Source organism: Buttiauxella sp. AC038, from assembly GCF_979253565.1.
Map to the genome: position 1 here is coordinate 1,567,711 of NZ_CEEDCQ010000001.1, position 19,727 is coordinate 1,587,437.

General features: G+C 49.9%; 18 protein-coding genes, 5 tRNA genes and 3 other RNA genes. 16 read left to right on the forward strand and 10 right to left on the reverse strand.

The genetic code is table 11. The features are described 5' to 3' along the window. Positions 1 to 14 precede the first annotated feature (14 nt). The 14 genes from tolA to pnuC all read left to right on the forward strand — a co-directional run bounded on the left by tolA (position 15) and on the right by pnuC (position 7,441). On the forward strand, positions 15 to 1,316 hold the full coding sequence (tolA, locus tag AC0IXI_RS07510) for a cell envelope integrity protein TolA (protein WP_134185179.1): 1,302 nt from the start codon (positions 15 to 17) through the stop codon (positions 1,314 to 1,316). Between the two features lie 127 nt (positions 1,317 to 1,443). Beyond that, entirely contained in the window at positions 1,444 to 2,736 is a 1,293-nt protein-coding gene (tolB, locus tag AC0IXI_RS07515) for a Tol-Pal system beta propeller repeat protein TolB (RefSeq protein WP_034458746.1), read from the forward strand. 26 nt (positions 2,737 to 2,762) lie between these two features. Then, positions 2,763 to 3,284, forward strand: coding sequence for a peptidoglycan-associated lipoprotein Pal (gene pal / locus AC0IXI_RS07520; protein ID WP_064512605.1), 522 nt, complete (start codon positions 2,763 to 2,765; stop codon positions 3,282 to 3,284). Positions 3,285 to 3,293: 9 nt separating this feature from the next. Further along, positions 3,294 to 4,091, forward strand: a complete 798-nt coding sequence (cpoB, locus tag AC0IXI_RS07525) for a cell division protein CpoB (RefSeq protein ID WP_413498658.1) — start codon at positions 3,294 to 3,296, stop codon at positions 4,089 to 4,091. Positions 4,092 to 4,255: 164 nt separating this feature from the next. Continuing rightward, positions 4,256 to 4,331, forward strand: a tRNA-Lys gene (locus tag AC0IXI_RS07530). A gap of 15 nt (positions 4,332 to 4,346) precedes the next feature. Further along, positions 4,347 to 4,472: non-coding RNA, RtT sRNA (locus AC0IXI_RS07535), on the forward strand. A gap of 44 nt (positions 4,473 to 4,516) precedes the next feature. Beyond that, a tRNA-Lys gene (locus AC0IXI_RS07540) sits at positions 4,517 to 4,592 on the forward strand. Positions 4,593 to 4,787: 195 nt separating this feature from the next. Beyond that, positions 4,788 to 4,863: transfer RNA gene (locus AC0IXI_RS07545), tRNA-Lys, on the forward strand. Between the two features lie 15 nt (positions 4,864 to 4,878). Further along, positions 4,879 to 5,004, forward strand: a non-coding RNA gene (locus AC0IXI_RS07550) — RtT sRNA. 33 nt (positions 5,005 to 5,037) lie between these two features. Continuing rightward, positions 5,038 to 5,113 (forward strand) — tRNA-Val (locus AC0IXI_RS07555). Between the two features lie 3 nt (positions 5,114 to 5,116). Then, positions 5,117 to 5,192: transfer RNA gene (locus AC0IXI_RS07560), tRNA-Lys, on the forward strand. A 15-nt stretch (positions 5,193 to 5,207) separates the two neighbouring features. Next, positions 5,208 to 5,333, forward strand: a non-coding RNA gene (locus AC0IXI_RS07565) — RtT sRNA. Between the two features lie 225 nt (positions 5,334 to 5,558). Next, positions 5,559 to 6,620 carry a quinolinate synthase NadA gene (gene nadA / locus AC0IXI_RS07570; protein ID WP_232867031.1) on the forward strand — a complete coding sequence of 354 codons (1,062 nt, stop codon included), beginning with the start codon at positions 5,559 to 5,561 and terminating at the stop codon, positions 6,618 to 6,620. Between the two features lie 104 nt (positions 6,621 to 6,724). Further along, positions 6,725 to 7,441, forward strand: a complete 717-nt coding sequence (gene pnuC / locus AC0IXI_RS07575) for a nicotinamide riboside transporter PnuC (RefSeq protein ID WP_064512594.1) — start codon at positions 6,725 to 6,727, stop codon at positions 7,439 to 7,441. Here the strand turns inward: pnuC and zitB are convergent, their stop codons facing one another. Further along, positions 7,442 to 8,374 carry a CDF family zinc transporter ZitB gene (gene zitB, locus AC0IXI_RS07580; protein ID WP_413498657.1) on the reverse strand — a complete coding sequence of 311 codons (933 nt, stop codon included), beginning with the start codon at positions 8,372 to 8,374 and terminating at the stop codon, positions 7,442 to 7,444. Between the two features lie 120 nt (positions 8,375 to 8,494). After that, the gene (locus AC0IXI_RS07585) at positions 8,495 to 8,866 is read right to left on the reverse strand and encodes a YbgS-like family protein (protein WP_471682183.1); all 372 of its coding nucleotides are present in this window, start codon (positions 8,864 to 8,866) and stop codon (positions 8,495 to 8,497) included. Positions 8,867 to 9,191: 325 nt separating this feature from the next. On the opposite strand from AC0IXI_RS07585, the gene aroG reads away from it, so the two are divergent. Beyond that, positions 9,192 to 10,244 carry a 3-deoxy-7-phosphoheptulonate synthase AroG gene (gene aroG / locus AC0IXI_RS07590; RefSeq protein WP_064554946.1) on the forward strand — a complete coding sequence of 351 codons (1,053 nt, stop codon included), beginning with the start codon at positions 9,192 to 9,194 and terminating at the stop codon, positions 10,242 to 10,244. A gap of 63 nt (positions 10,245 to 10,307) precedes the next feature. Here aroG and gpmA read toward each other — a convergent pair whose 3' ends face one another. From gpmA to modE, 7 genes are all read right to left on the reverse strand, one after another. After that, the gene (gene gpmA, locus AC0IXI_RS07595; protein WP_471682184.1) at positions 10,308 to 11,060 is read right to left on the reverse strand and encodes a 2,3-diphosphoglycerate-dependent phosphoglycerate mutase; all 753 of its coding nucleotides are present in this window, start codon (positions 11,058 to 11,060) and stop codon (positions 10,308 to 10,310) included. Between the two features lie 209 nt (positions 11,061 to 11,269). Further along, positions 11,270 to 12,310 carry a galactose-1-epimerase gene (gene galM / locus AC0IXI_RS07600; protein ID WP_424222637.1) on the reverse strand — a complete coding sequence of 347 codons (1,041 nt, stop codon included), beginning with the start codon at positions 12,308 to 12,310 and terminating at the stop codon, positions 11,270 to 11,272. Continuing rightward, positions 12,304 to 13,452: a galactokinase gene (gene galK, locus AC0IXI_RS07605; RefSeq protein WP_134185192.1), complete on the reverse strand. Its 1,149-nt coding sequence runs from the start codon at positions 13,450 to 13,452 to the stop codon at positions 12,304 to 12,306. Before galK ends, galM begins: the two co-directional genes overlap by 7 nt. A 3-nt stretch (positions 13,453 to 13,455) precedes the next feature. Next, positions 13,456 to 14,502: a galactose-1-phosphate uridylyltransferase gene (gene galT / locus AC0IXI_RS07610; RefSeq protein ID WP_410369616.1), complete on the reverse strand. Its 1,047-nt coding sequence runs from the start codon at positions 14,500 to 14,502 to the stop codon at positions 13,456 to 13,458. Positions 14,503 to 14,511: 9 nt separating this feature from the next. Beyond that, entirely contained in the window at positions 14,512 to 15,528 is a 1,017-nt protein-coding gene (gene galE / locus AC0IXI_RS07615) for a UDP-glucose 4-epimerase GalE (protein ID WP_134185196.1), read from the reverse strand. Positions 15,529 to 15,763: 235 nt separating this feature from the next. After that, on the reverse strand, positions 15,764 to 17,233 hold the full coding sequence (modF, locus tag AC0IXI_RS07620) for a molybdate ABC transporter ATP-binding protein ModF (RefSeq protein ID WP_471682185.1): 1,470 nt from the start codon (positions 17,231 to 17,233) through the stop codon (positions 15,764 to 15,766). 75 nt (positions 17,234 to 17,308) lie between these two features. After that, a complete protein-coding gene (gene modE, locus AC0IXI_RS07625) occupies positions 17,309 to 18,100 on the reverse strand; it encodes a molybdenum-dependent transcriptional regulator (RefSeq protein WP_134185200.1) in 792 nt (263 codons plus the stop codon). A 128-nt stretch (positions 18,101 to 18,228) separates the two neighbouring features. On the opposite strand from modE, the gene AC0IXI_RS07630 reads away from it, so the two are divergent. Continuing rightward, positions 18,229 to 18,378, forward strand: coding sequence for an AcrZ family multidrug efflux pump-associated protein (locus AC0IXI_RS07630; protein WP_064512573.1), 150 nt, complete (start codon positions 18,229 to 18,231; stop codon positions 18,376 to 18,378). 32 nt (positions 18,379 to 18,410) lie between these two features. Here AC0IXI_RS07630 and AC0IXI_RS07635 read toward each other — a convergent pair whose 3' ends face one another. After that, positions 18,411 to 19,691: a DUF445 domain-containing protein gene (locus AC0IXI_RS07635; protein WP_134185202.1), complete on the reverse strand. Its 1,281-nt coding sequence runs from the start codon at positions 19,689 to 19,691 to the stop codon at positions 18,411 to 18,413. Between the last annotated feature and the right edge of the window lie 36 nt (positions 19,692 to 19,727).

Here is a 19,727-nt window from a genome sequence, read left to right on the forward strand (position 1 = left end):
TTTGGGAACCGATAGTGTCAAAGGCAACCATAGAAAACGATAAGCTCAAGCGCGCGATAATCGTCTCAGTGATCCTGCATATCATTTTGATTGCAGTCCTGATTTGGAGTTCGTTTGACGAGCACATCGACGCCAGTGCTGGCGGCGGTGGGGGTTCGGCTATTGACGCGGTCATGGTCGACCCAGGTGCAGTTGTTCAACAGTACAATCGCCAGCAGCAACAGCAGTCGAGCAGCAAACGTGCAGCGGAGCAACGCGAGAAACAAGCGCAACAACAGGCTGAAGAACTTCAGGAAAAACAGGCTGCCGAACAACAGCGTCTGAAGCAACTGGAGAAAGAACGCCTCGAAGCGCAGGAACAAGCGAAGCAACAAGCAGATCAGCAGAAGCAAGCGCAAGAAGCAGCGAAAGAAGCGCAGGAGCAACAGAAGCAAGCCGAAGCAGCGGCGGCGAAAGCCAAAGCAGACGCCAAAGCTCAAGCTGATGCTCAGGCAAAATCTCAGGCTGACGCCCAGGCGAAGGCTGCGGAAGAAGCGGCGAAGAAAGCTGCTGCAGATGCACAAAAGAAAGCCACTGAGGAAGCAGCTAAAAAAGCCGCTGACGCAGAGAAAAAGGCAGCTGCTGAAGCCGCAGCTGCGGCGAAAAAATCTCAGCAAGAAGCCGAGAAGAAAGCCGCAGATGCTGCAGCGAAGAAAGCTCAGCAGGATGCTGAGAAGAAAGCTGCCGCTGAAGCCGCTAAAAAGGCTGCTGATGCTGAGAAAAAAGCAGCAGCAGAAGCTGCCGCAGCCGAGAAAGCTGCGTCTGAAAAAGCCGCGGCTGATAAGGCTGCTGCTGCAAAAGGTGCTGCTGATAAGAAAGCTGCAGCAGATGCTAAGAAAAAGGCTGCTGCTGAGAAAGCTGCTGCCGATAAAGCTGCCGCTGCTGGTGTTGACGATCTATTTGGCGACTTGAGCTCAGGTAAGAATGCACCGAAAACTGGCGCAGGAGCGAAAGGTAACGGTCAGCCTGCGAAAGACAGTGGTACAAATGGTGCTAACGGTGGGGCAACAGGTTCTGATATTAGTGCCTATGCAGCTCAAATCCGAAGTGCTATTCAGAGTCGTTTGTATGATGCGAGCCTCTATCAAGGTAAAACTTGCGTCCTGCATATCAAGCTAGGTCCAGATGGGCTTTTGCTTTCTGCGACACCTGAAAGTGGTGATCCTGCTTTATGTCAGGCCGCATTGACAGCAGCAAAAACTGCCAAAATTCCTAAGCCGCCTAGTCAGGCAGTTTATGAAAAAGTAAAGGATGCCAAACTAGACTTTAAACTGTGATTACCTCTATGTAATTTGGGTAAGCCTATACTTCGGTATTCACAGGGTTTTGGTAGTTTTGTGTATTTGAGTTTGTTAACATTCTGCTAAATTATCGTGGGCTTTGGGTCCAGATAAGGGAGATATGATGAAGCAGGCATTTCGAGTAGCTTTAAGTTTTTTAATGCTGTGGGCAGCAGTACTGCACGCAGAAGTCCGTATTGAGATCACCCAAGGGGTGGACTCAGCACGTCCAATTGGTGTTGCGCCATTTAAATGGGGAGGCCCTGGTGCCGCGCCAGAAGATATTGGTGGCATCGTTGCAGCAGACTTACGTAACAGCGGCAAATTCAATCCACTGGATCGTTCACGCTTACCGCAGCAGCCTGGCTCCGCTCAGGAAGTGCAACCGGCCGCGTGGACTGCTCTGGGTATTGATGCCGTTGTTGTAGGCCAGGTTACACCAAACGGTGATGGCAGCTATACCGTTGCTTACCAGTTGGTTGATACTTCTGGTGCACCTGGTACTGTGCTTGCGCAGAACTCCTACAAGGTGAACAAACAGTGGATTCGCTATGCTGGTCATACCGCAAGTGATGAAGTGTTTGAGAAGCTGACAGGCATTAAAGGTGCGTTCCGTACTCGTATCGCTTATGTGGTGCAGACTAACGGCGGCCAGTTCCCGTATGAACTGCGCGTATCTGATTACGATGGCTACAACACTAATGTTGTCAAACGTTCTCCTGAACCGCTGATGTCACCAGCATGGTCTCCTGACGGCAGCAAACTGGCTTATGTAACATTTGAAAGTGGCCGTTCTGCTCTGGTTATCCAGACTCTGGCAAATGGTGCAATTCGTCAGGTAGCTTCGTTCCCTCGTCATAACGGTGCGCCAGCGTTTTCTCCAGACGGCAGCAAACTGGCCTTCACGCTATCTAAAACCGGTAGTATGAACCTGTATGTTATGGACATAGCTTCTGGTCAGATTCGTCAGGTGACTGATGGACGCAGCAACAATACTGAACCAACGTGGTTCCCGGATAGCCAGAATGTAGCTTATACCTCTGACCAGGCTGGGCGTCCGCAGATTTATAAAGTGAATATCAACGGTGGTGCTCCACAGCGTCTGTCCTGGGAAGGTCCTCAGAACCAGAATGCTGATGTGAGTTCCGACGGTAAGTTTATGGTGATGGTGAGCTCCAATAGTGGGCAGCAACACATCGCCAAACAGGATCTGGTAGCGGGTGGCGTACAAACTTTATCGTCAACGTTCCTGGATGAAACGCCAAGTCTGGCACCTAACGGCACGATGGTAATCTACAGCTCTTCTCAGGGGATGGGATCTGTGCTGAATCTGGTCTCAACAGATGGGCGTTTCAAAGCGCGTCTTCCGGCAACCGATGGTCAGGTTAAATCTCCTGCCTGGTCGCCGTATCTGTGATAATAAAATATTAAAGGATCAAAGAAATGCAACTGAACAAAGTGCTGAAAGGGCTGATGCTGGCACTGCCTGTTATGGCAATCGCTGCGTGTAGTTCTAACAAGAGCGCCAACAACGAGAGCGGCGAAGGTATGCTGGGCGCCGGCACTGGTATGGACGCTAACGGTAGCAATGGCAACATGTCATCTGAAGAACAGGCTCGCCTGCAGATGCAACAGCTGCAACAGAACAACATCGTATACTTCGGTCTGGATAAGTATGATGTTTCTTCTGACTTCGCTGCAATGCTGGATGCACACGCTAACTTCCTGCGTAGCAACCCATCTTACAAAGTGACCGTAGAAGGTCATGCGGACGAACGTGGTACCCCGGAATATAACATTGCCTTGGGTGAGCGTCGTGCTAGCGCTGTTAAGATGTACCTGCAAGGTAAAGGCGTTTCTGCAGACCAGATCTCCATCGTTTCTTACGGTAAAGAAAAACCAGCAGTACTGGGTCATGACGAAGCGGCTTACGCTAAAAACCGTCGTGCCGTACTGGTTTACTAAGAGAACTGCATGAACAGTAACCTCAGACATCACTTGTTGAGTCTGTCGTTACTGGTTGGCATAGCGGCCCCCTGGGCCGCTACTGCTCAGGCGCCAATCAGTAGTGTCGGCTCAGGCTCGGTCGAAGACCGTGTCACTCAACTCGAGCGTATTTCTAACGCTCATAGTCAACTTTTAACCCAACTCCAACAACAACTCTCTGATAATCAAAATGATATTGATTCCCTGCGTGGTCAAATTCAGGAAAGCCAATACCAATTGAATCAGGTTGTTGAGCGTCAGAAGCAAATTTTATTGCAGATAGACAGCCTTGGTAGTGGTGCAGCAGCAGGACAAGCGGCTGGTAGTACCGATCAGGGGGCTGCAGCGGCAGCTACACCTGATGCTGGTGCGGCAGCTCAGGCACCTGCAGCAGCCGCACCTGCGCAAGGTGGTGACGCTAACAGCGACTACAATGCGGCTATTGCCATGGTGCAGGATAAGTCCCGTCAGGATGAAGCCCTTGCTGCATTTCAGAGTTTTGTTAAAAAGTACCCGGATTCAACTTACCAGCCAAATGCAAATTATTGGTTAGGTCAGTTGAATTACAACAAGGGGAAAAAGGATGATGCGGCGTTTTATTTTGCCTCTGTGGTGAAAAATTACCCGAAATCACCTAAGGCTCCAGATGCAATGTATAAAGTCGGTGTGATCATGCAAGACAAAGGCGATACCGCAAAAGCGAAAGCTGTGTATCAACAAGTGATCAAACAGTTCCCAAATACCGATGGCGCAAAGCAGGCTCAAAAACGTCTGAATGCGATGTAGTGTGTGCGGCCTGACCAGATATTGTTGCTTTTCTGGTCAAGCCGGACAAAACACAAGCCATTAGGTGATCTTGATCGAAATTCTTGTTGCGTCAAAATCTTAAATCAGTAATATATGCCGCCGTTGCCAAGGGATATCAAACAAACCGAAAGTGACACGAAATTGGGGCGTTAGCTCAGTTGGTAGAGCAGTTGACTTTTAATCAATTGGTCGCAGGTTCGAATCCTGCACGCCCCACCAATTTCGATGTAGTACGAAGTCAGTGAATCGTGAAGGGTTTGAACCTGCAGCAGGTTCGAGTTGAGCGAAAGCGAAACAGCGTTGCGTAGCAACGACCCGGAGGGTGAGGCCAAAGGCCGAATCATCCTGCACGCCCCACCAATTTCGATGTAGTAAGTGTTTGAAGAAGCAGTAAACCGCATTGCGGGGCGTTAGCTCAGTTGGTAGAGCAGTTGACTTTTAATCAATTGGTCGCAGGTTCGAATCCTGCACGCCCCACCAATTTCGAAGCAGTACGAAGTAAGTGAATCGTGTAGGGTTTGAACCTGCAGCAGGTCGACAAAATCGTCGGGAACGATTTTGAACGCCGCTCGCGGCGGCCCGGAGGGCGAGTCTCAGGAAGAGACGAGTAATCATCCTGCACGCCCGACCAATTTCGATGTAGTAAGTGTTTGAAGAAGCAGTAAACCGCATTGCGGGGCGTTAGCTCAGTTGGTAGAGCAGTTGACTTTTAATCAATTGGTCGCAGGTTCGAATCCTGCACGCCCCACCAATATTTAAGTAATGCGAAGTCAGTGAGTCGTGAAGGGTTTGAACCTGCAGCAGGTTCGAGTTGAGCGAAAGCGAAACAGCGTTGCATAGCAACGACCCGAAGGGTGAGGCCAAAGGCCGAATCATCCTGCACGCCCCACCAATATTTAAGTAGTGCGAAGTAGTACCGAAGTTTGGGTGATTAGCTCAGTTGGTAGAGCACCTCCTTTACACGGAGGGGGTCGGCGGTTCGAGCCCGTCATCACCCACCATTCGGGGCGTTAGCTCAGTTGGTAGAGCAGTTGACTTTTAATCAATTGGTCGCAGGTTCGAATCCTGCACGCCCCACCAATTTCGATGTAGTACGAAGTCAGTGAATCGTGAAGGGTTTGAACCTGCAGCAGGTTCGAGTTGAGCGAAAGCGAAACAGCGTTGCGTAGCAACGACCCGGAGGGTGAGGCCAAAGGCCGAATCATCCTGCACGCCCCACCAAATTCAGAAAAAAGCGCCTTTTGGCGCTTTTTTCGTTTCTACAGCCTGAACGAGTTCCTCCTGCTGCAGAGAGAAGGCATTGGGTTGAGGTAACTGTAAATTCCCCACGACAATTCCGCCGTAATTCGCTATCTTGTTTAGCATACAAAACAACCGTGGCCATTTCTGGTAGGTCTTCGCCAGAATAGTGCTAATTTGGTTAAGTCAGTCAAACGAGAAAGCACTATGAGCGTAATGTTCGATCCAGAAGCAGCGATTTATCCCTTCCCACCTAAACCACAGCCTTTGAGCGCGGATGAAAAGCAATTTTACCGTGAGAAAATCAAGCGTCTGCTGAAAGAGCGGAATGCTGTGATGGTGGCTCATTACTACACTGATCCTGAAATTCAGGCTCTGGCTGAAGAGACGGGGGGCTGTATCTCTGATTCGCTGGAGATGGCGCGTTTCGGAGCCAATCATCCAGCAACCACGCTGTTGGTTGCCGGGGTACGCTTTATGGGGGAAACCTCGAAAATCCTTAGCCCAGAAAAAACCGTTCTGATGCCAACTCTGAATGCAGAGTGCTCTTTGGATCTCGGCTGCCCAATCGAAGAGTTCAACGCCTTCTGCGATCAACATCCTGATCGCACAGTGGTGGTCTATGCTAATACTTCCGCAGCGGTAAAAGCGCGTGCGGATTGGGTTGTGACTTCCAGCATTGCAGTTGAATTAATTGAACATCTGGACAGTCTGGGCGAGAAAATTATTTGGGCTCCGGATCGTCATCTGGGAAATTACGTTCAAAAGCAGACTGGCGCTGACGTGTTGTGCTGGCAGGGCGCGTGTATCGTACATGACGAGTTCAAAACTCAGGCGCTAACGCGCATGAAGGCACTTTATCCTGATGCCGCTGTATTGGTTCACCCGGAATCACCGCAAGCAATCGTTGATTTGGCCGATGCTGTCGGTTCTACCAGCCAGCTGATTGCTGCAGCGAAAACGTTGCCCCACAAGAAACTGATAGTGGCCACGGATCGTGGCATTTTCTACAAAATGCAGCAGGCATGCCCGGATAAAGAATTGTTTGAAGCGCCAACCGCAGGAGAAGGTGCAACGTGCCGTACCTGTGCACATTGCCCATGGATGGCGATGAACGGCCTTAAAGCCATCGCTGAGGGGCTAGAACAAGGCGGAGCGGCACACGAGATCCATGTTGATGCTGCGCTGCGTGAGGGCGCGCTGGTGCCTTTAAATCGAATGTTAGATTTTGCCGCTGAGTTGCGACGCAATGTTAAGGGTAATGCGTAAGGGTTTTTATCCTGTCATATTTGAAGCTGCATCTGCGTTGGCTACGTTCACGTATCCTTGATGCAGCTTCAATTATTTTGGGAATACCTTAAAAAGGAGCGAATATGGACTTTTTTAGCACGCAGAACATTTTGGTTCACATACCCATCGGGGCTGGCGGGTATGATTTATCGTGGATTGAGGCAGTCGGGACACTAGCGGGTTTACTCTGTATCTGGCTGGCAAGCCTTGAGAAAATCAGCAACTACGCATTTGGTTTAATTAACGTCACTCTATTTGCGATTATTTTCTTCCAGATTCAACTCTACGCGAGCCTTCTGCTACAACTGTTCTTCTTTGCGGCTAATATTTATGGCTGGTATGCCTGGTCGAGACAGACCAGTGACAATCAGGCTGCACTCCATATCCGTTGGTTACCATTACCTAAGGCGCTGGCCTGGATTGTATTCTGCGTCGGTGCTATTGGACTGATGACAATCTTCATCGACCCAGTATTTGCTTTCCTGACTCATACGGCGGTTTCCGTTATGCAGGCTTTAGGCATGAATGTAACGATGCCTGATCTTCAACCTGACGCTTTCCCATTCTGGGACTCTTGCATGATGGTACTGTCCATCGTGGCGATGATTCTGATGACTCGTAAGTACGTCGAAAACTGGCTACTTTGGGTGATCATTAACATGATTAGCGTGGTTGTTTTTGCCTTGCAGGGCGTCTATGCAATGTCGCTGGAGTATTTGATCCTGACGTTTATTGCGCTCAACGGTAGCCGCATGTGGATCAAAAGTGCGCATGAACGTGGCTCACGCGCCTTTTCCTAATCAGTGGTGATGATGAGCATGGCCAGGATGGTCATGCTCGTTTAAATCGCAATCCTGCCCATGGCAAAGCTGATACTCCATCTGCACCGTGGCATGCTCAATCTGATATTCCTCTTTTAAAAAATGATGGATGCGTTCTAGCAGAGCATCATGATCGTGTGGAGGTACCACCTGAACATGCAGAGTCATCAACGGCTTCTCACCAACTAACCAGATATGGACATGATGAACATTCCTTACTTCCGGAATAGTTCTGGCCAGTTTGCGCTTTAGTACCGGAATATCAAAAGCATGAGGTGCGCCTTCGAGAAGCTCATTGACGCTCTCTTTAAGCAAACTCCATGCGCTACGTAGCACCAGGCACGAAACCAGGATGGAAAGGATAGGGTCAATAGGTGTCCAGCCTGTCCAAAGAATGATCAGTGCCGCAGCAATGGCTCCTACCGAACCTAACAAATCTCCTAAAACGTGCAGGGCTGCGGCGCGAACGTTAATATTTTTTTCTTCGTTTCCGCGATGCAATATCCAGAACGAAAATAGATTCGCCAGTAACCCGGCAAACGCAATAATCAGCATCGTCCAGCCGGCTATGGGTTGCGGATGGTAAAAACGGACTACTGCCTCCCAGACAATCAGAATCGTAATTACCACCAGAGCAATGGCATTCACAAAGGCAGCAAGTGTCGTCAACCTTAACCAACCGAAGGTATGGCGAGTATTTGGTGGACGGCGCGCAAACTGTACTGCCAGCAAAGCCACCAGTAATGCCGCTGCATCTGTCAGCATATGACCCGCGTCAGCGAGTAGGGCAAGCGAGCCAGAAAGCACACCACCGATGACTTCGGCCACCATAAACAGCGCTGTGACGGCAAAAGCCCACAGAAGGCGCCTGGAGTTGGAATCACTCGGGTTATGTTGATGTGTATGCGCCATGGTTCCTCTGTATCCGTAAAGCAACAATGCGCTAATTATAAACACTAACATTGTTAACTTGTTGAATAACGCTCATAAAAAAGGAGAGCCTAAGCTCCCCCTTAATTTTCCGGGCTTAATTTACTGCGAGGTGCCGTCCACTTTCGTGTTCACGTCATCTCCGCTACCGGTTTCTACCTTTTTGTTCATATCCGGGCATTTCCCGTCCTTACACATCGAATTTTTATGGATTTCCTCTTTGCTCATTCCATCGTTGGTCATACCGCTACTGCTGGTTGAGCCATTAGGATGAAGCATAGTGCCGCCATTATTGATATTGCTATTATCGACGTTTTTGGGTGCGAGATTCTGATTCGCATCGGGTGCAACCTGGCCTGCTTCGGCACTTGCGTTTGCCTGGCCGTTATTGCTCCCGCTAGTTTCAGCGGCCATTGCCAGACTGCTTGCTACAGAAAGGGTTGCTGTCAGGAAAAGTGCAGTTAATTTATTCATTTAATGCTCCTGTTATGGTCGTTATTGCTGGATAACTTCTTCCAACAGTGCACTGGCTTTATTCTGTGCCTGGCGCTTTTATCGGCTAAATATGTCAGCCATGAAAGCGGCATCAGAATACAATTTTGCTAATTGAGTATTTTTCAGTGTTTACAATTAAAAATTGTAGCGGGAAACCGGGTTTTTACCATTTTTTGACGCTTTTTAGGTCGTTTCCAGGAATATTCTGCCTGAAGTGTAAAAGCCCGTTTACACTTCAGGTCTGAAGCGATAGATTGAAGGGATTGCAACTAAGCTAAATCTCAAGGCCATTCCCGGAAATATCATGAATTATCAGAATGACGACTTACGCATTAAAGAAATCAACGAACTTTTACCGCCAGTAGCGCTGCTCGAAAAATTCCCCGCCACTGAAAAAGCCGCCGCAACCGTATCTGGCGCGCGCAAAGCGATTCATAAAATTCTGAAAGGAAATGATGATCGTCTGCTGGTTGTCATTGGCCCTTGCTCAATTCACGATATCAAAGCGGCGAAAGAGTATGGCGCGCGCTTGCTGACACTGCGTGAAGAATTGCAAGGTGAGCTGGAAATCGTTATGCGTGTCTACTTCGAAAAACCACGCACAACGGTGGGCTGGAAAGGTCTGATCAACGATCCGCATATGGACAGCAGCTACCAGATCAACGATGGCTTGCGTATTGCCCGTAAGTTATTGCTGGATATCAACGACTCTGGTCTGCCAGCGGCAGGTGAGTTCCTGGATATGATCACCCCGCAGTACCTGGCGGACTTGATGAGCTGGGGTGCCATTGGTGCACGTACTACAGAATCTCAGGTTCACCGTGAACTGGCGTCTGGCCTTTCATGCCCGGTTGGCTTCAAAAATGGCACTGACGGGACTATGAAAGTTGCGATCGATGCGATCAATGCAGCTGGTGCGCCGCACTGCTTCCTGTCTGTGACCAAATGGGGCCACTCTGCTATCGTGACTACCAGCGGAAATGGCGACTGCCACATCATCTTGCGCGGCGGCAAAGAGCCAAACTACAGCGCAGCGCATGTTGCTCAGGTGAAATCCGATCTGCAAAAAGCTGGACTGCCTGCCCAAGTGATGATCGACTTCAGCCACGCGAACAGCAGCAAGCAATTTAAGAAGCAAATGGAAGTTTGTGCCGATGTTTGCCAGCAAATTTCTGGTGGTGATGCTGCGATTACTGGTGTGATGATTGAAAGTCACCTTGTAGAAGGCAACCAGAACCTGGAAGGTAGCGAGCCGCTGGTTTATGGCAAGAGCGTGACCGATGCATGTATCGGTTGGGAAGATACCGAAACCGTACTGCGTCAGCTGGCTGATGCAGTAAAAGCACGCCGCGGCTAAGTTTTAACGCGATAACAATAAAAAAGGCGTGGTTCTCACCACGCCTTTTTCACATTTAACGAATTACTTCGCTTTACCCTGGTTTGCTACTGCTGCGGCTTTTGCTGCAATTTCATCAGCATTGCCCAAATAGTAGCGCTTCAGTGGTTTGAAGTTCTCATCGAACTCATATACCAATGGCACGCCAGTTGGGATATTCAGCTCAAGAATTTCTTCTTCGCCCAGGTTATCAAGGAATTTAACCAGAGCACGCAGGGAGTTACCGTGAGCGGCAACAATCACGCGCTCGCCGCTTTTCATGCGTGGCAGAATGGTTTCGTTCCAGTAAGGAATAACGCGATCGATAGTCAGCGCCAGGCTTTCAGTCGTTGGCAGCTCTTTGTCGGTCAGACTTGCATAACGCGGGTCATGGCCTGGGAAACGCTCATCATCGCGAGTTAATTCTGGTGGAGTCACAGCAAAACCACGACGCCATTGTTTAACTTGCTCGTCACCGTATTTCTCTGCGGTTTCAGCTTTGTTCAGACCCTGCAACGCACCGTAGTGACGTTCATTCAGCTTCCAGGATTTCTCAACCGGCAGCCAGGCCTGATCCAGTTCATCGAGGATATTCCACAGTGTATGGATGGCACGTTTCAGCACTGAGGTATAAGCAAAGTCGAAAGAGTAGCCTTCGTCTTTCAGCAGTTTACCTGCAGCTTTCGCTTCAGTTTTACCTTTCTCAGACAGATCAACGTCATACCAACCGGTGAAGCGGTTTTCGTTGTTCCACTGGCTTTCACCGTGACGAACCAGAACCAGCTTAGTAACAGCCATAGTTTACTCCTTAATAAGCCTGCGATTAATGATAACGATTATCATTATATTGCCGCAAAGGGGCAAGCGGCAATGCTAAACGTTTAACATAGCGAAAAAGAGTGTGGAGTGTAAGGTGGATGTGAATGGTTGTTATATTTTTGTCGCTAAATGGTGGGAAATCCAGCGATCAGGATAAGAATCGCCCTCCATTGTGGAGGGCGAGAAATTTAAAGTGCAATAAACTCGTATTCCGTAACGCTTAAATACTCTTCATTTGGCTGTAACCAGCAATCGGGTTGTGGCCATTCAGGGTGATTTGGGCTGTCCGGCAGGAACTCGCTTTCGAGCGCCAGGCCCTGATAAGCACTATAGGTACCTTGCTCTCTTGCTGGCGTTCCTTCCAGGTAATTGCCACTATAAAACTGTAGGGCAGGGGCTGTGGTATAGACCGTCATTTGCAGTTTATTATCGCTCGACCAGACGTGTGCAGCTGGTTGGCTGACATCGCCTTGCGCCTGCAACAAGAAAGCGTGGTCGTAGCCTTTCACCAACAGCTGGTCGTTGTCATGCAGGAAATCGTCGGCGATAGTTTTTGCCGTGCGGAAATCAAATCCTGTATTCGTAACATCGGCAAGTCCAGCTTGCGGGATACCGTTGCTATCGACTGGTAAATAGGTATCCGCCAGCAATTGAAGACGATGTTGGCGAATATCGTTTTGCTTACCATCGAGATTGAAATAAGCGTGATTAGTCAGATTTACCGGGCATGGTTTACTGGTTTTGGCACGGAATTCGACGGTGATGCAGTTATCTTCGGTAAGCGCATAACGCGCAGTTGCGCGCAACTCGCCGGGGAATCCCTGGTCGCCATCTTGAGAATCAAGTGTATATAGCACTTCATGCTCATTCTGGCGCACAATCCGCCAGCGGCGTTTGTCAAAACCATCAGGTCCACCATGCAACTGATGTGCACCCTGATTTGCTGTCACGTTAATAGTGACGCCATCGCGCTCAAACTGGCTGTTCGCAATGCGGTTGGCATAACGGCCGACAGTGGCGCCCAAATAAGCGGCCTGATTCAGATAATCTTCTGGCGTTTCACAGCCAAGCAGCGTTTCACGCACCGTTCCATCTTTCATCGGCACACGGCATGACAGCAAGGTTGCGCCCCAGTCCATTACTGTGACCACCAGCCCCGCGCTATTGCGCAGGGTGGAGATGCGGAAGGGCTGCCCGTCAGGTGCGAGCTGTGGTGTTTCTTTTAGCATTGGCCTGCACCTTCCGAAGGTTTGCATACATAGAAGGTTTCTTTGATACCGGTTTTCGCTTCGTACTGTTTTTCGACAGCCTGTTTAACCGTTGGAACCAAATCTTCCGGAATCAGCGCCACGATACAACCACCGAAGCCGCCGCCGGTCATACGCACGCCGCCTTTGTCACCGATAGTGGCTTTGACGATTTCAACTAAGGTGTCGATTTGCGGCACGGTGATTTCGAAATCATCGCGCATAGAAGCGTGAGATTCAGCCATCAGCACGCCCATACGTTTTAAATCACCTTTTGCCAACGCATCAGCAGCTTCTACGGTGCGGATATTTTCAGTCAGGACATGGCGTACGCGTTTCGCAACAATCGGGTCAAGCTCATGAGCGACTTCATTAAACTTGGAGAGCTCAACATCGCGCAGTGCTTTCTGAGTGAAGAAACGCGCACCGGTTTCGCATTGCTCGCGACGAGTATTGTATTCACTGCCAACCAGAGTGCGTTTGAAGTTACTGTTGATGATGACCACAGCCACGCCTTTTGGCATTGAAACGGCTTTGGTGCCGAGCGTGCGGCAGTCGATCAGCAATGCATGATCTTTTTTGCCTAATGCTGAAATCAGCTGATCCATAATGCCGCAGTTACAGCCCACAAACTGGTTCTCTGCTTCCTGGCCATTCAGGGCAATTTGCGAGCCATCAAGTGCCAGGTGATATAACTTCTGGAACACCGTGCCCACTGCCACTTCCAGCGATGCCGATGAACTCAGGCCTGCACCTTGTGGCACGTTACCGCTAATCACTAAATCTGCACCGCCGAAGTTTTTATCGCGTTTTTGCAGATGTTTAACCACACCGCGAACATAGTTGGACCACTGCTGGGTGTCGTGGCTCATGATGGGTTTATCGAGCGAAAACTCATCTGTCTGGTTATCGTAATCGGCTGCGATAACACGCACCATGCGGTCATCACGCTTCGCGCAGCTGATAACCGTCTGGTAATCGATAGCGCATGGCAGCACAAAGCCATCATTGTAATCAGTGTGCTCGCCAATCAGGTTAACCCGGCCCGGAGCCTGAATTGTGTGGGTCGCCGGATAACCAAATTGTTCGGCAAAGATGTGTTGGGTTTTATCTTTCAGACTCATTTTTTATTCTCCGGATTGGCGAAAGTGAATATCGGATACGGCACGCAAGCGTTCTGCGGCTTGCTCTGCGGTTAAATCACGTTGCGTTTCAGCCAGCATTTCATAGCCGACCATAAATTTACGCACTGTTGCGCTACGCAGCAGTGGCGGATAGAAATGGGCGTGTAACTGCCAGTGACCATTTTCCTCACCGTTAAACGGTGCACCGTGCCAACCCATGGAATACGGGAATGAGCACTGGAAAAGGTTGTCGTAACGGCTGGTCAGTTTTTTCAATGCCAGCGCCAAATCACTGCTCTGTTCGGCGCTAAGATCGGTAATACGCAGAATATGTGTTTTTGGCAGCAGCAGCGTTTCGAACGGCCACGCGGCCCAGTAAGGCACTACGGCAATCCAGTGTTCGGTTTCTACCACCGTACGGCTGCCGTCTTTAAGCTCACGCTGTGCGTAATCGACCAACATCGGCGAGCCTGTTTCGGCAAAGTATTCACGTTGCAGCACATCTTCACGCGCCACTTCGTTTGGCAGGAAGCTGTTTGCCCAAACCTGGCCGTGCGGATGGGGGTTGGAGCAGCCCATAGCAGCGCCTTTGTTTTCAAAAACCTGCACCCACGGATAGGTTTTACCCAGATCCGCAGTCTGTTCCTGCCAGGTTTTGACCACTTCTTCAAGTGCTGTTACGGAAAGTTGCGGTAGCGTTTTGCTGTGATCTGGGGAGAAGCAGATAACCCGGCTGGTACCGCGAGCGCTTTCACAACGTAAAAGTGGATCGCTGTTTTCAGGTGCGTCTGGGGTGTCCGTCATCAACGCGGCAAAGTCGTTAGTAAAAACAAAAGTGCCGGTATATTGCGGATTTTTATCGCCAGTGACGCGCGTATTTCCGGGACACAAGAAACAATCCGGATCGTGCGTCGGTAATGTTTCCTGTGATGGTGTTTCCTGGGCCCCTTGCCATGGGCGCTTAGCCCGATGCGGAGAGACCAGAATCCATTGTCCAGTTAGTGGGTTAAAACGGCGATGTGGATGATCCACCGGGTTAAACTGCTCCATCACATTTCCTTAGTCTGGATAACCTTGAGGATGGCGAGACTGCCAGCGCCAGGTATCATCTGCCATTTCTTGCAGAGTCCGGCTGACACGCCAGTTAAGTTCTTGGTCGGCTTTGGAGGCATCTGCCCAATAAGCGGGGAGATCGCCTTCACGGCGCGGGGCGAAGTGATAATTCACCGGCTTTCCGCAAGCGGTACTGAAAGCGTTGATAACGTCCAGCACGCTGCTACCGATACCTGCACCGAGGTTATAGATATGCACGCCAGGCTTGCCTTGTAGTGTTTGCATTGCTGCAACATGGCCATCGGCAAGATCCATCACGTGAATGTAGTCGCGCACGCCAGTACCGTCTTCGGTTGGGTAATCGTTACCAAAGACTGCCAGTGAATCACGACGTCCTACTGCAACCTGCGCGATATAAGGCATCAGGTTGTTTGGAATACCTTGCGGGTCTTCACCCATATCGCCTGACGGATGCGCACCTACCGGGTTGAAGTAACGCAGCAGCGCCACGCTCCAGTTCGGCTGGGCTTTTTGCAAATCAGCCAGAATCTGTTCAACCATTAACTTGCTGCGGCCATATGGGCTTGCAGGTGTGCCGGTTGGGAAGCTTTCAACGTAAGGGATTTGCGGCTGGTCGCCATAAACTGTGGCAGATGAGCTGAAGATGAAGTTGGTGACATTAGCCGCGCGCATGGCAGAAATCAGGCGCAAGGTGCCAGTAACATTGTTGTCGTAATATTCCAGCGGCTTGTTAACCGATTCGCCAACGGCTTTGAGCCCGGCAAAATGGATAACCGCATCAACCTGGTGATCGTGGAAAATTTCAGCCAGCAATGCTTCATCACGGATATCGCCGTCAATGAACAAAGGGTGTTTGCCACCAAGGCGCTCAATGACTGGCAATACACTACGCTTACTGTTGCATAGATTATCCAGGATGACGACGTCATGGCCATTCTGTAGTAATTGCACACAGGTATGACTGCCTATGTAACCGCTACCACCTGTTACCAATACTCTCATTTTGCTCTCCATTACGCGTATGGTATGTATTAAACATAGCATAACAGAGATGGCAAAAGTGTGACATGGGATAAATTAGTGGAATCGTTTACACTGATATATCAACAGCAACCTTTAACAGTAAAAATGATTATAAAACAAATGGTAGCTACGAGGATGTTGCGGGTTGTCTGAAAGTAGGGTGGCTAAACGAAAACATAGCCACCCCGACGGAAAGAGCTTTGTCGTTCAGGCGCTATAAATCTTCAAACTCGTAGCGATACGCATCGTCACTGGCAACGAAAGTCAGCCGCTTAGTGATGCATTCAGGCGCGTCTTCGGCATGGTGAGAGACAAACAGCAACTGGGTTTCTCCTTCGCCAATCAAAATATCAATGAAACGGCGCACTAACTGGCGGTTTAGCGGATCCAGGCCCTGCAACGGTTCATCCAGAATTAACAATGTCGGGTGTTTAACTAACGCACGGGCAATAAGTGCAAGGCGTTGTTGGCCCCAGGATAAGCTGTGGAACGGTGCATCAGCGATGGCATTGTCCATGCCGAGCATGTTCAGCCATTCACTGGCGAGTTTTTGCTGGCGGTCAGAAACGGCCTGATAAATACCAATCGAATCAAAATATCCCGAAAGAACCACGTTTCTTACTGTGGTGCTCACGCGATAATCCAGATGTAAGTTACTGCTGACGTAACCGATATGCTTTTTGATATCCCAGATGGTTTCACCGCTGCCACGCCGACGGCCAAACAGCGTTAGATCGTTGCTGTATCCCTGGGGATGATCACCAGTTACCAGGCTTAATAATGTCGATTTACCCGCCCCGTTGGGGCCAACAATTTGCCAGTGTTCACCAGGGTTTACCGTCCAGGAAAGCTGGTGCAGGATAGGTCGGTCATTATATTCCACCACGCCATCACGCAGAACAATGCGCGGCTGATCGGCAGGCAGAGTGTAACGAGCGCTTGGGTCATCAGCTTCCGGCAGCGCAACGCCTGCTAGTTTTTCGCTGTGGGCAAGTTGCGCGATTAACGCCTGTTCCAGTAGTTTTTGTTTTTCGCCCACTTCAATCAACGCGCAATCTGCCAGCACGCCAGCATGCTGTACAAAATCAGGGATTTCATCGAAGCGGTTAAGCACCAGCACCACGGTGTAACCCTGCGTGCTTAGTTCACCCAATAGCCCTGCCAGTTGTACACGGGAATGCACATCCAGACCGTCAAACGGTTCGTCGAGAATCAGCAAATCAGGTTGTGACATCAGCGCCTGGCAGAGCAGCGTTTTGCGCGTCTCTCCGGTTGAAAGGTATTTAAAACGGCGAGTCAGTAACGGGGTAATGCCAAAAAGCTGGGCAAGTTTCTGGCAGCGGTTTTCATCTTTGACTTCATCCTGAATAATTTCTGCCATCGTGCGGCCAGTGTCGTCTTCGTCCGGGCTCAACAGGTCAGTGTTATTGCGCTGCCATTCATCGCTGACTAATTTTTGCAGTTGTTCAAAAGAAAGATGAGCAATGCGAGAAAACGAGCACTGGCGCTCGCCTTTCTGTATAGGTAGGGAACCCGCAAGTGCGCGGGCGAGGGCTGATTTCCCACTACCGTTAGCACCCACAAACGCCCAGCTTTCACCGGCGTTAACGGTTAAATCATTAAGGGCCAGAGTTCGGGTATCGCTAAGGTGAAAGACCCCTTGCGAAATTTGCAACGTCGACATAGAACATCCCATTTTTTGCAGTCATTAAATTCAGATTTACGGATTGCCTGTCTTGTTGTCAATTCGCCAGGTTTTTTAGCACAGAGTTGCGATAATCACGCGATCGGCATTAAAAAATGCTATGACTTCAGCACCTTCTACCAGCTTCTGGATTTCCACCACGTTATTTGGAACGGTAGCGCACAGCGTTTGCCCGTCAGGTAATTGCACCAGAACTTCGCTTTGCTCCGCACCTTGCTGAATATTGCTGACAATGCCGGTGAGCTGGTTGTCTGCGCCGCTGGCACGTTTTGCATCGGTGGTGATTTCCACCCACGGCGCTTTAATCAGTACAAGGACTTCTTTGCCTTCGCTCAAACCCAGGCGTTCTGCGCTTTGACGCGTAATTGCTGCTTGCAAACGTGTTGTGCCATCAGCCAGTAAGATATCCACGTGCTGTTGTACTTGTTCGCCATCCCGATGCAATACCGTGCCGAAAAGCTGATTACGGGCGCTGGTTTGCAATGAGAATCGTGAAATGGCTGCGAGCAGACTATCGAGCGGCAATGCGTCATCACGCAGCACATCAAAGGCTTTTTGTTGGATTTGCGCGAGCAGTTCATACAGTTGGATAAGACGCTCACCATAGCGTGTAAGTATCGCGCCGCCACCGCCTTTACCGCCTGTCGCTCGTTCAACTAATGTCTCATCGCTTAACTGATTCATCTCATTGATGGCATCCCAGGCACTTTTGTAGCTGATGCCTGCAAGCTTCGCACCCTGGCTAATTGAGCCGGTATGTTGTATTTGTTTAAGTAGCGCGATACGACGTGGATCGGCGAACAGCCGCTGCTGGAGTTTCAGCGTCAGTAAAATTTCAGCTTGCATAACCTCTCCGCAATAATGAAAACGCCATTTTCCTCTATTGCGCGGGGTTGGGCAAATCGCACAAAAGGAGAGTGCGTTTTTCTGTCAGGTCGTTAGAATAGCCGTTCTCACTTTTGTTGGAGGCATCCATGTTAGAGTTATTGAAAAGCTTGGTGTTTGCCGTGGTCATGGTGCCAATCGTTATGGCGGTGATTCTCGGTCTTATCTATGGATTGGGTGAAGTCTTTAACGTCTTCTCAAAAGTCGGTCACAACGACCAACCGAAACAAAACCATTGATTCTCTAACGCCCGCTGATGCGGGCGTTTTCTTTATAAGTTCAGTAACGGTAGCACCGCTGGTATCTGCGATAGCAGGTACAACACCAGCCCGATTGATCCCCCAACCAGCGTGCCGTTAATACGGATAAACTGTAAGTCTTTACCGATATTCAGCTCGATTTGCCGCGACATATCCTGCGCATCCCAACTTTTGACCGTGTCGCTAATATGACGCGTCAGGAACGTAGCAAACTCAGGTGCGATCTTTTGTACTGCCTGCTCCAGATGCTCGTTTAATGAAGCGCGTAACGCGCTGTCGGCAACTAGCGTTTCCCCAAGCCACTGTCCAGCCTCAGCAATTCGCTGTTTCACGCGCGAGTCCTCAGCATTAACATCAACCTTCAGCCATTGCCGCAAATCGCCCCAAAGTTCGCCCAGATAGCGGTTAAATGCCTCATCCTCTTTCAAATAACTCTTGATGCTGTCTGCTTTTTCCGCCATTTGCGGCGAGTGCTTAAGTTTCTCGATAAGCTTTAATGTGGCTCGATCGAATGCCTGGCGGATCTGGTGGCCTTGATCGTGGCTGACATCATCAAGGAACGAGTTGACCGCATTGGAAACCAGCTGGGCGCTATGTTCCCCCAGCCATTCTGTCGGCAGAATGCTGGCTTTACGTGGGTGCTCCGTTTCCAGCCAGCGGACAATTTGGTGGGCAATAAACGCCCGCGTACTCTCACGTTTAATCAGTGTGAGCATTTGAGCAATCACTGCGTCGAGCAATTCCTGATGGCGGTTATTTTTGGTCAGGCTTTCCAGCAATAGAGCGCTTGAATGTGTTAAATCGACTTTATCAATCGCTTTGTGTACCGCCTGGCGGATCAACCGCTGAATACGCGCATCGTCTGTCAGATCCAAAAATGCGCTCATCACTTGCAACAGATGCTGGCCAACGCGCTGGGCGTTATCGGGCTTGCTGAACCACTGGCCAATCATATGTGCCGGTTCGTGGCGGCGAATCAGTGCTATGAGTGATTGAGTATCAAGAAACTTTTCCTGCACAAAGATGCCCAGATTGTCACCAATGCGGTCTTTGTTACGCGGAATAATCGCCGTATGGCGGGAAATAAAAGGAATCGGCACGCGATGAAACAACGCAGTAACGGCAAACCAGTCAGCGAGTGCACCGACCATAGCAGCTTCAGCAATCGCTTTTAAGCCGCTAACCCAGAATCCCGGTGGCAAAAAGAGGGTTATCACAAAAGTCACTGCCGCAATCAGCAGCAAGGAAAGCGCAAGGCGCTTGGTGCGTTTCAGTTCAGTCATTTTCTCCATCAACTAAGCATAGAACGGTGAGGACTGAAGCGGTAG

What these genes read in the sequence shown, in the direction of transcription:
- tolB (WP_034458746.1), top strand. Translation starts at nt 1,444, where the DNA reads ATGAAGCAGGCATTTCGAGTAGCTTTAAGTTTTTTAATGCTGTGGGCA.
- pal (WP_064512605.1), top strand. Translation starts at nt 2,763, where the DNA reads ATGCAACTGAACAAAGTGCTGAAAGGGCTGATGCTGGCACTGCCTGTT.
- cpoB (WP_413498658.1), top strand. Translation starts at nt 3,294, where the DNA reads ATGAACAGTAACCTCAGACATCACTTGTTGAGTCTGTCGTTACTGGTT.
- nadA (WP_232867031.1), top strand. Translation starts at nt 5,559, where the DNA reads ATGAGCGTAATGTTCGATCCAGAAGCAGCGATTTATCCCTTCCCACCT.
- pnuC (WP_064512594.1), top strand. Translation starts at nt 6,725, where the DNA reads ATGGACTTTTTTAGCACGCAGAACATTTTGGTTCACATACCCATCGGG.
- zitB (WP_413498657.1), bottom strand. Translation starts at nt 8,374, where the DNA reads ATGGCGCATACACATCAACATAACCCGAGTGATTCCAACTCCAGGCGC.
- AC0IXI_RS07585 (WP_471682183.1), bottom strand. Translation starts at nt 8,866, where the DNA reads ATGAATAAATTAACTGCACTTTTCCTGACAGCAACCCTTTCTGTAGCA.
- aroG (WP_064554946.1), top strand. Translation starts at nt 9,192, where the DNA reads ATGAATTATCAGAATGACGACTTACGCATTAAAGAAATCAACGAACTT.
- gpmA (WP_471682184.1), bottom strand. Translation starts at nt 11,060, where the DNA reads ATGGCTGTTACTAAGCTGGTTCTGGTTCGTCACGGTGAAAGCCAGTGG.
- galM (WP_424222637.1), bottom strand. Translation starts at nt 12,310, where the DNA reads ATGCTAAAAGAAACACCACAGCTCGCACCTGACGGGCAGCCCTTCCGC.
- galK (WP_134185192.1), bottom strand. Translation starts at nt 13,452, where the DNA reads ATGAGTCTGAAAGATAAAACCCAACACATCTTTGCCGAACAATTTGGT.
- galT (WP_410369616.1), bottom strand. Translation starts at nt 14,502, where the DNA reads ATGGAGCAGTTTAACCCGGTGGATCATCCACATCGCCGTTTTAACCCA.
- galE (WP_134185196.1), bottom strand. Translation starts at nt 15,528, where the DNA reads ATGAGAGTATTGGTAACAGGTGGTAGCGGTTACATAGGCAGTCATACC.
- modF (WP_471682185.1), bottom strand. Translation starts at nt 17,233, where the DNA reads ATGTCGACGTTGCAAATTTCGCAAGGGGTCTTTCACCTTAGCGATACC.
- modE (WP_134185200.1), bottom strand. Translation starts at nt 18,100, where the DNA reads ATGCAAGCTGAAATTTTACTGACGCTGAAACTCCAGCAGCGGCTGTTC.
- AC0IXI_RS07630 (WP_064512573.1), top strand. Translation starts at nt 18,229, where the DNA reads ATGTTAGAGTTATTGAAAAGCTTGGTGTTTGCCGTGGTCATGGTGCCA.
- AC0IXI_RS07635 (WP_134185202.1), bottom strand. Translation starts at nt 19,691, where the DNA reads ATGGAGAAAATGACTGAACTGAAACGCACCAAGCGCCTTGCGCTTTCC.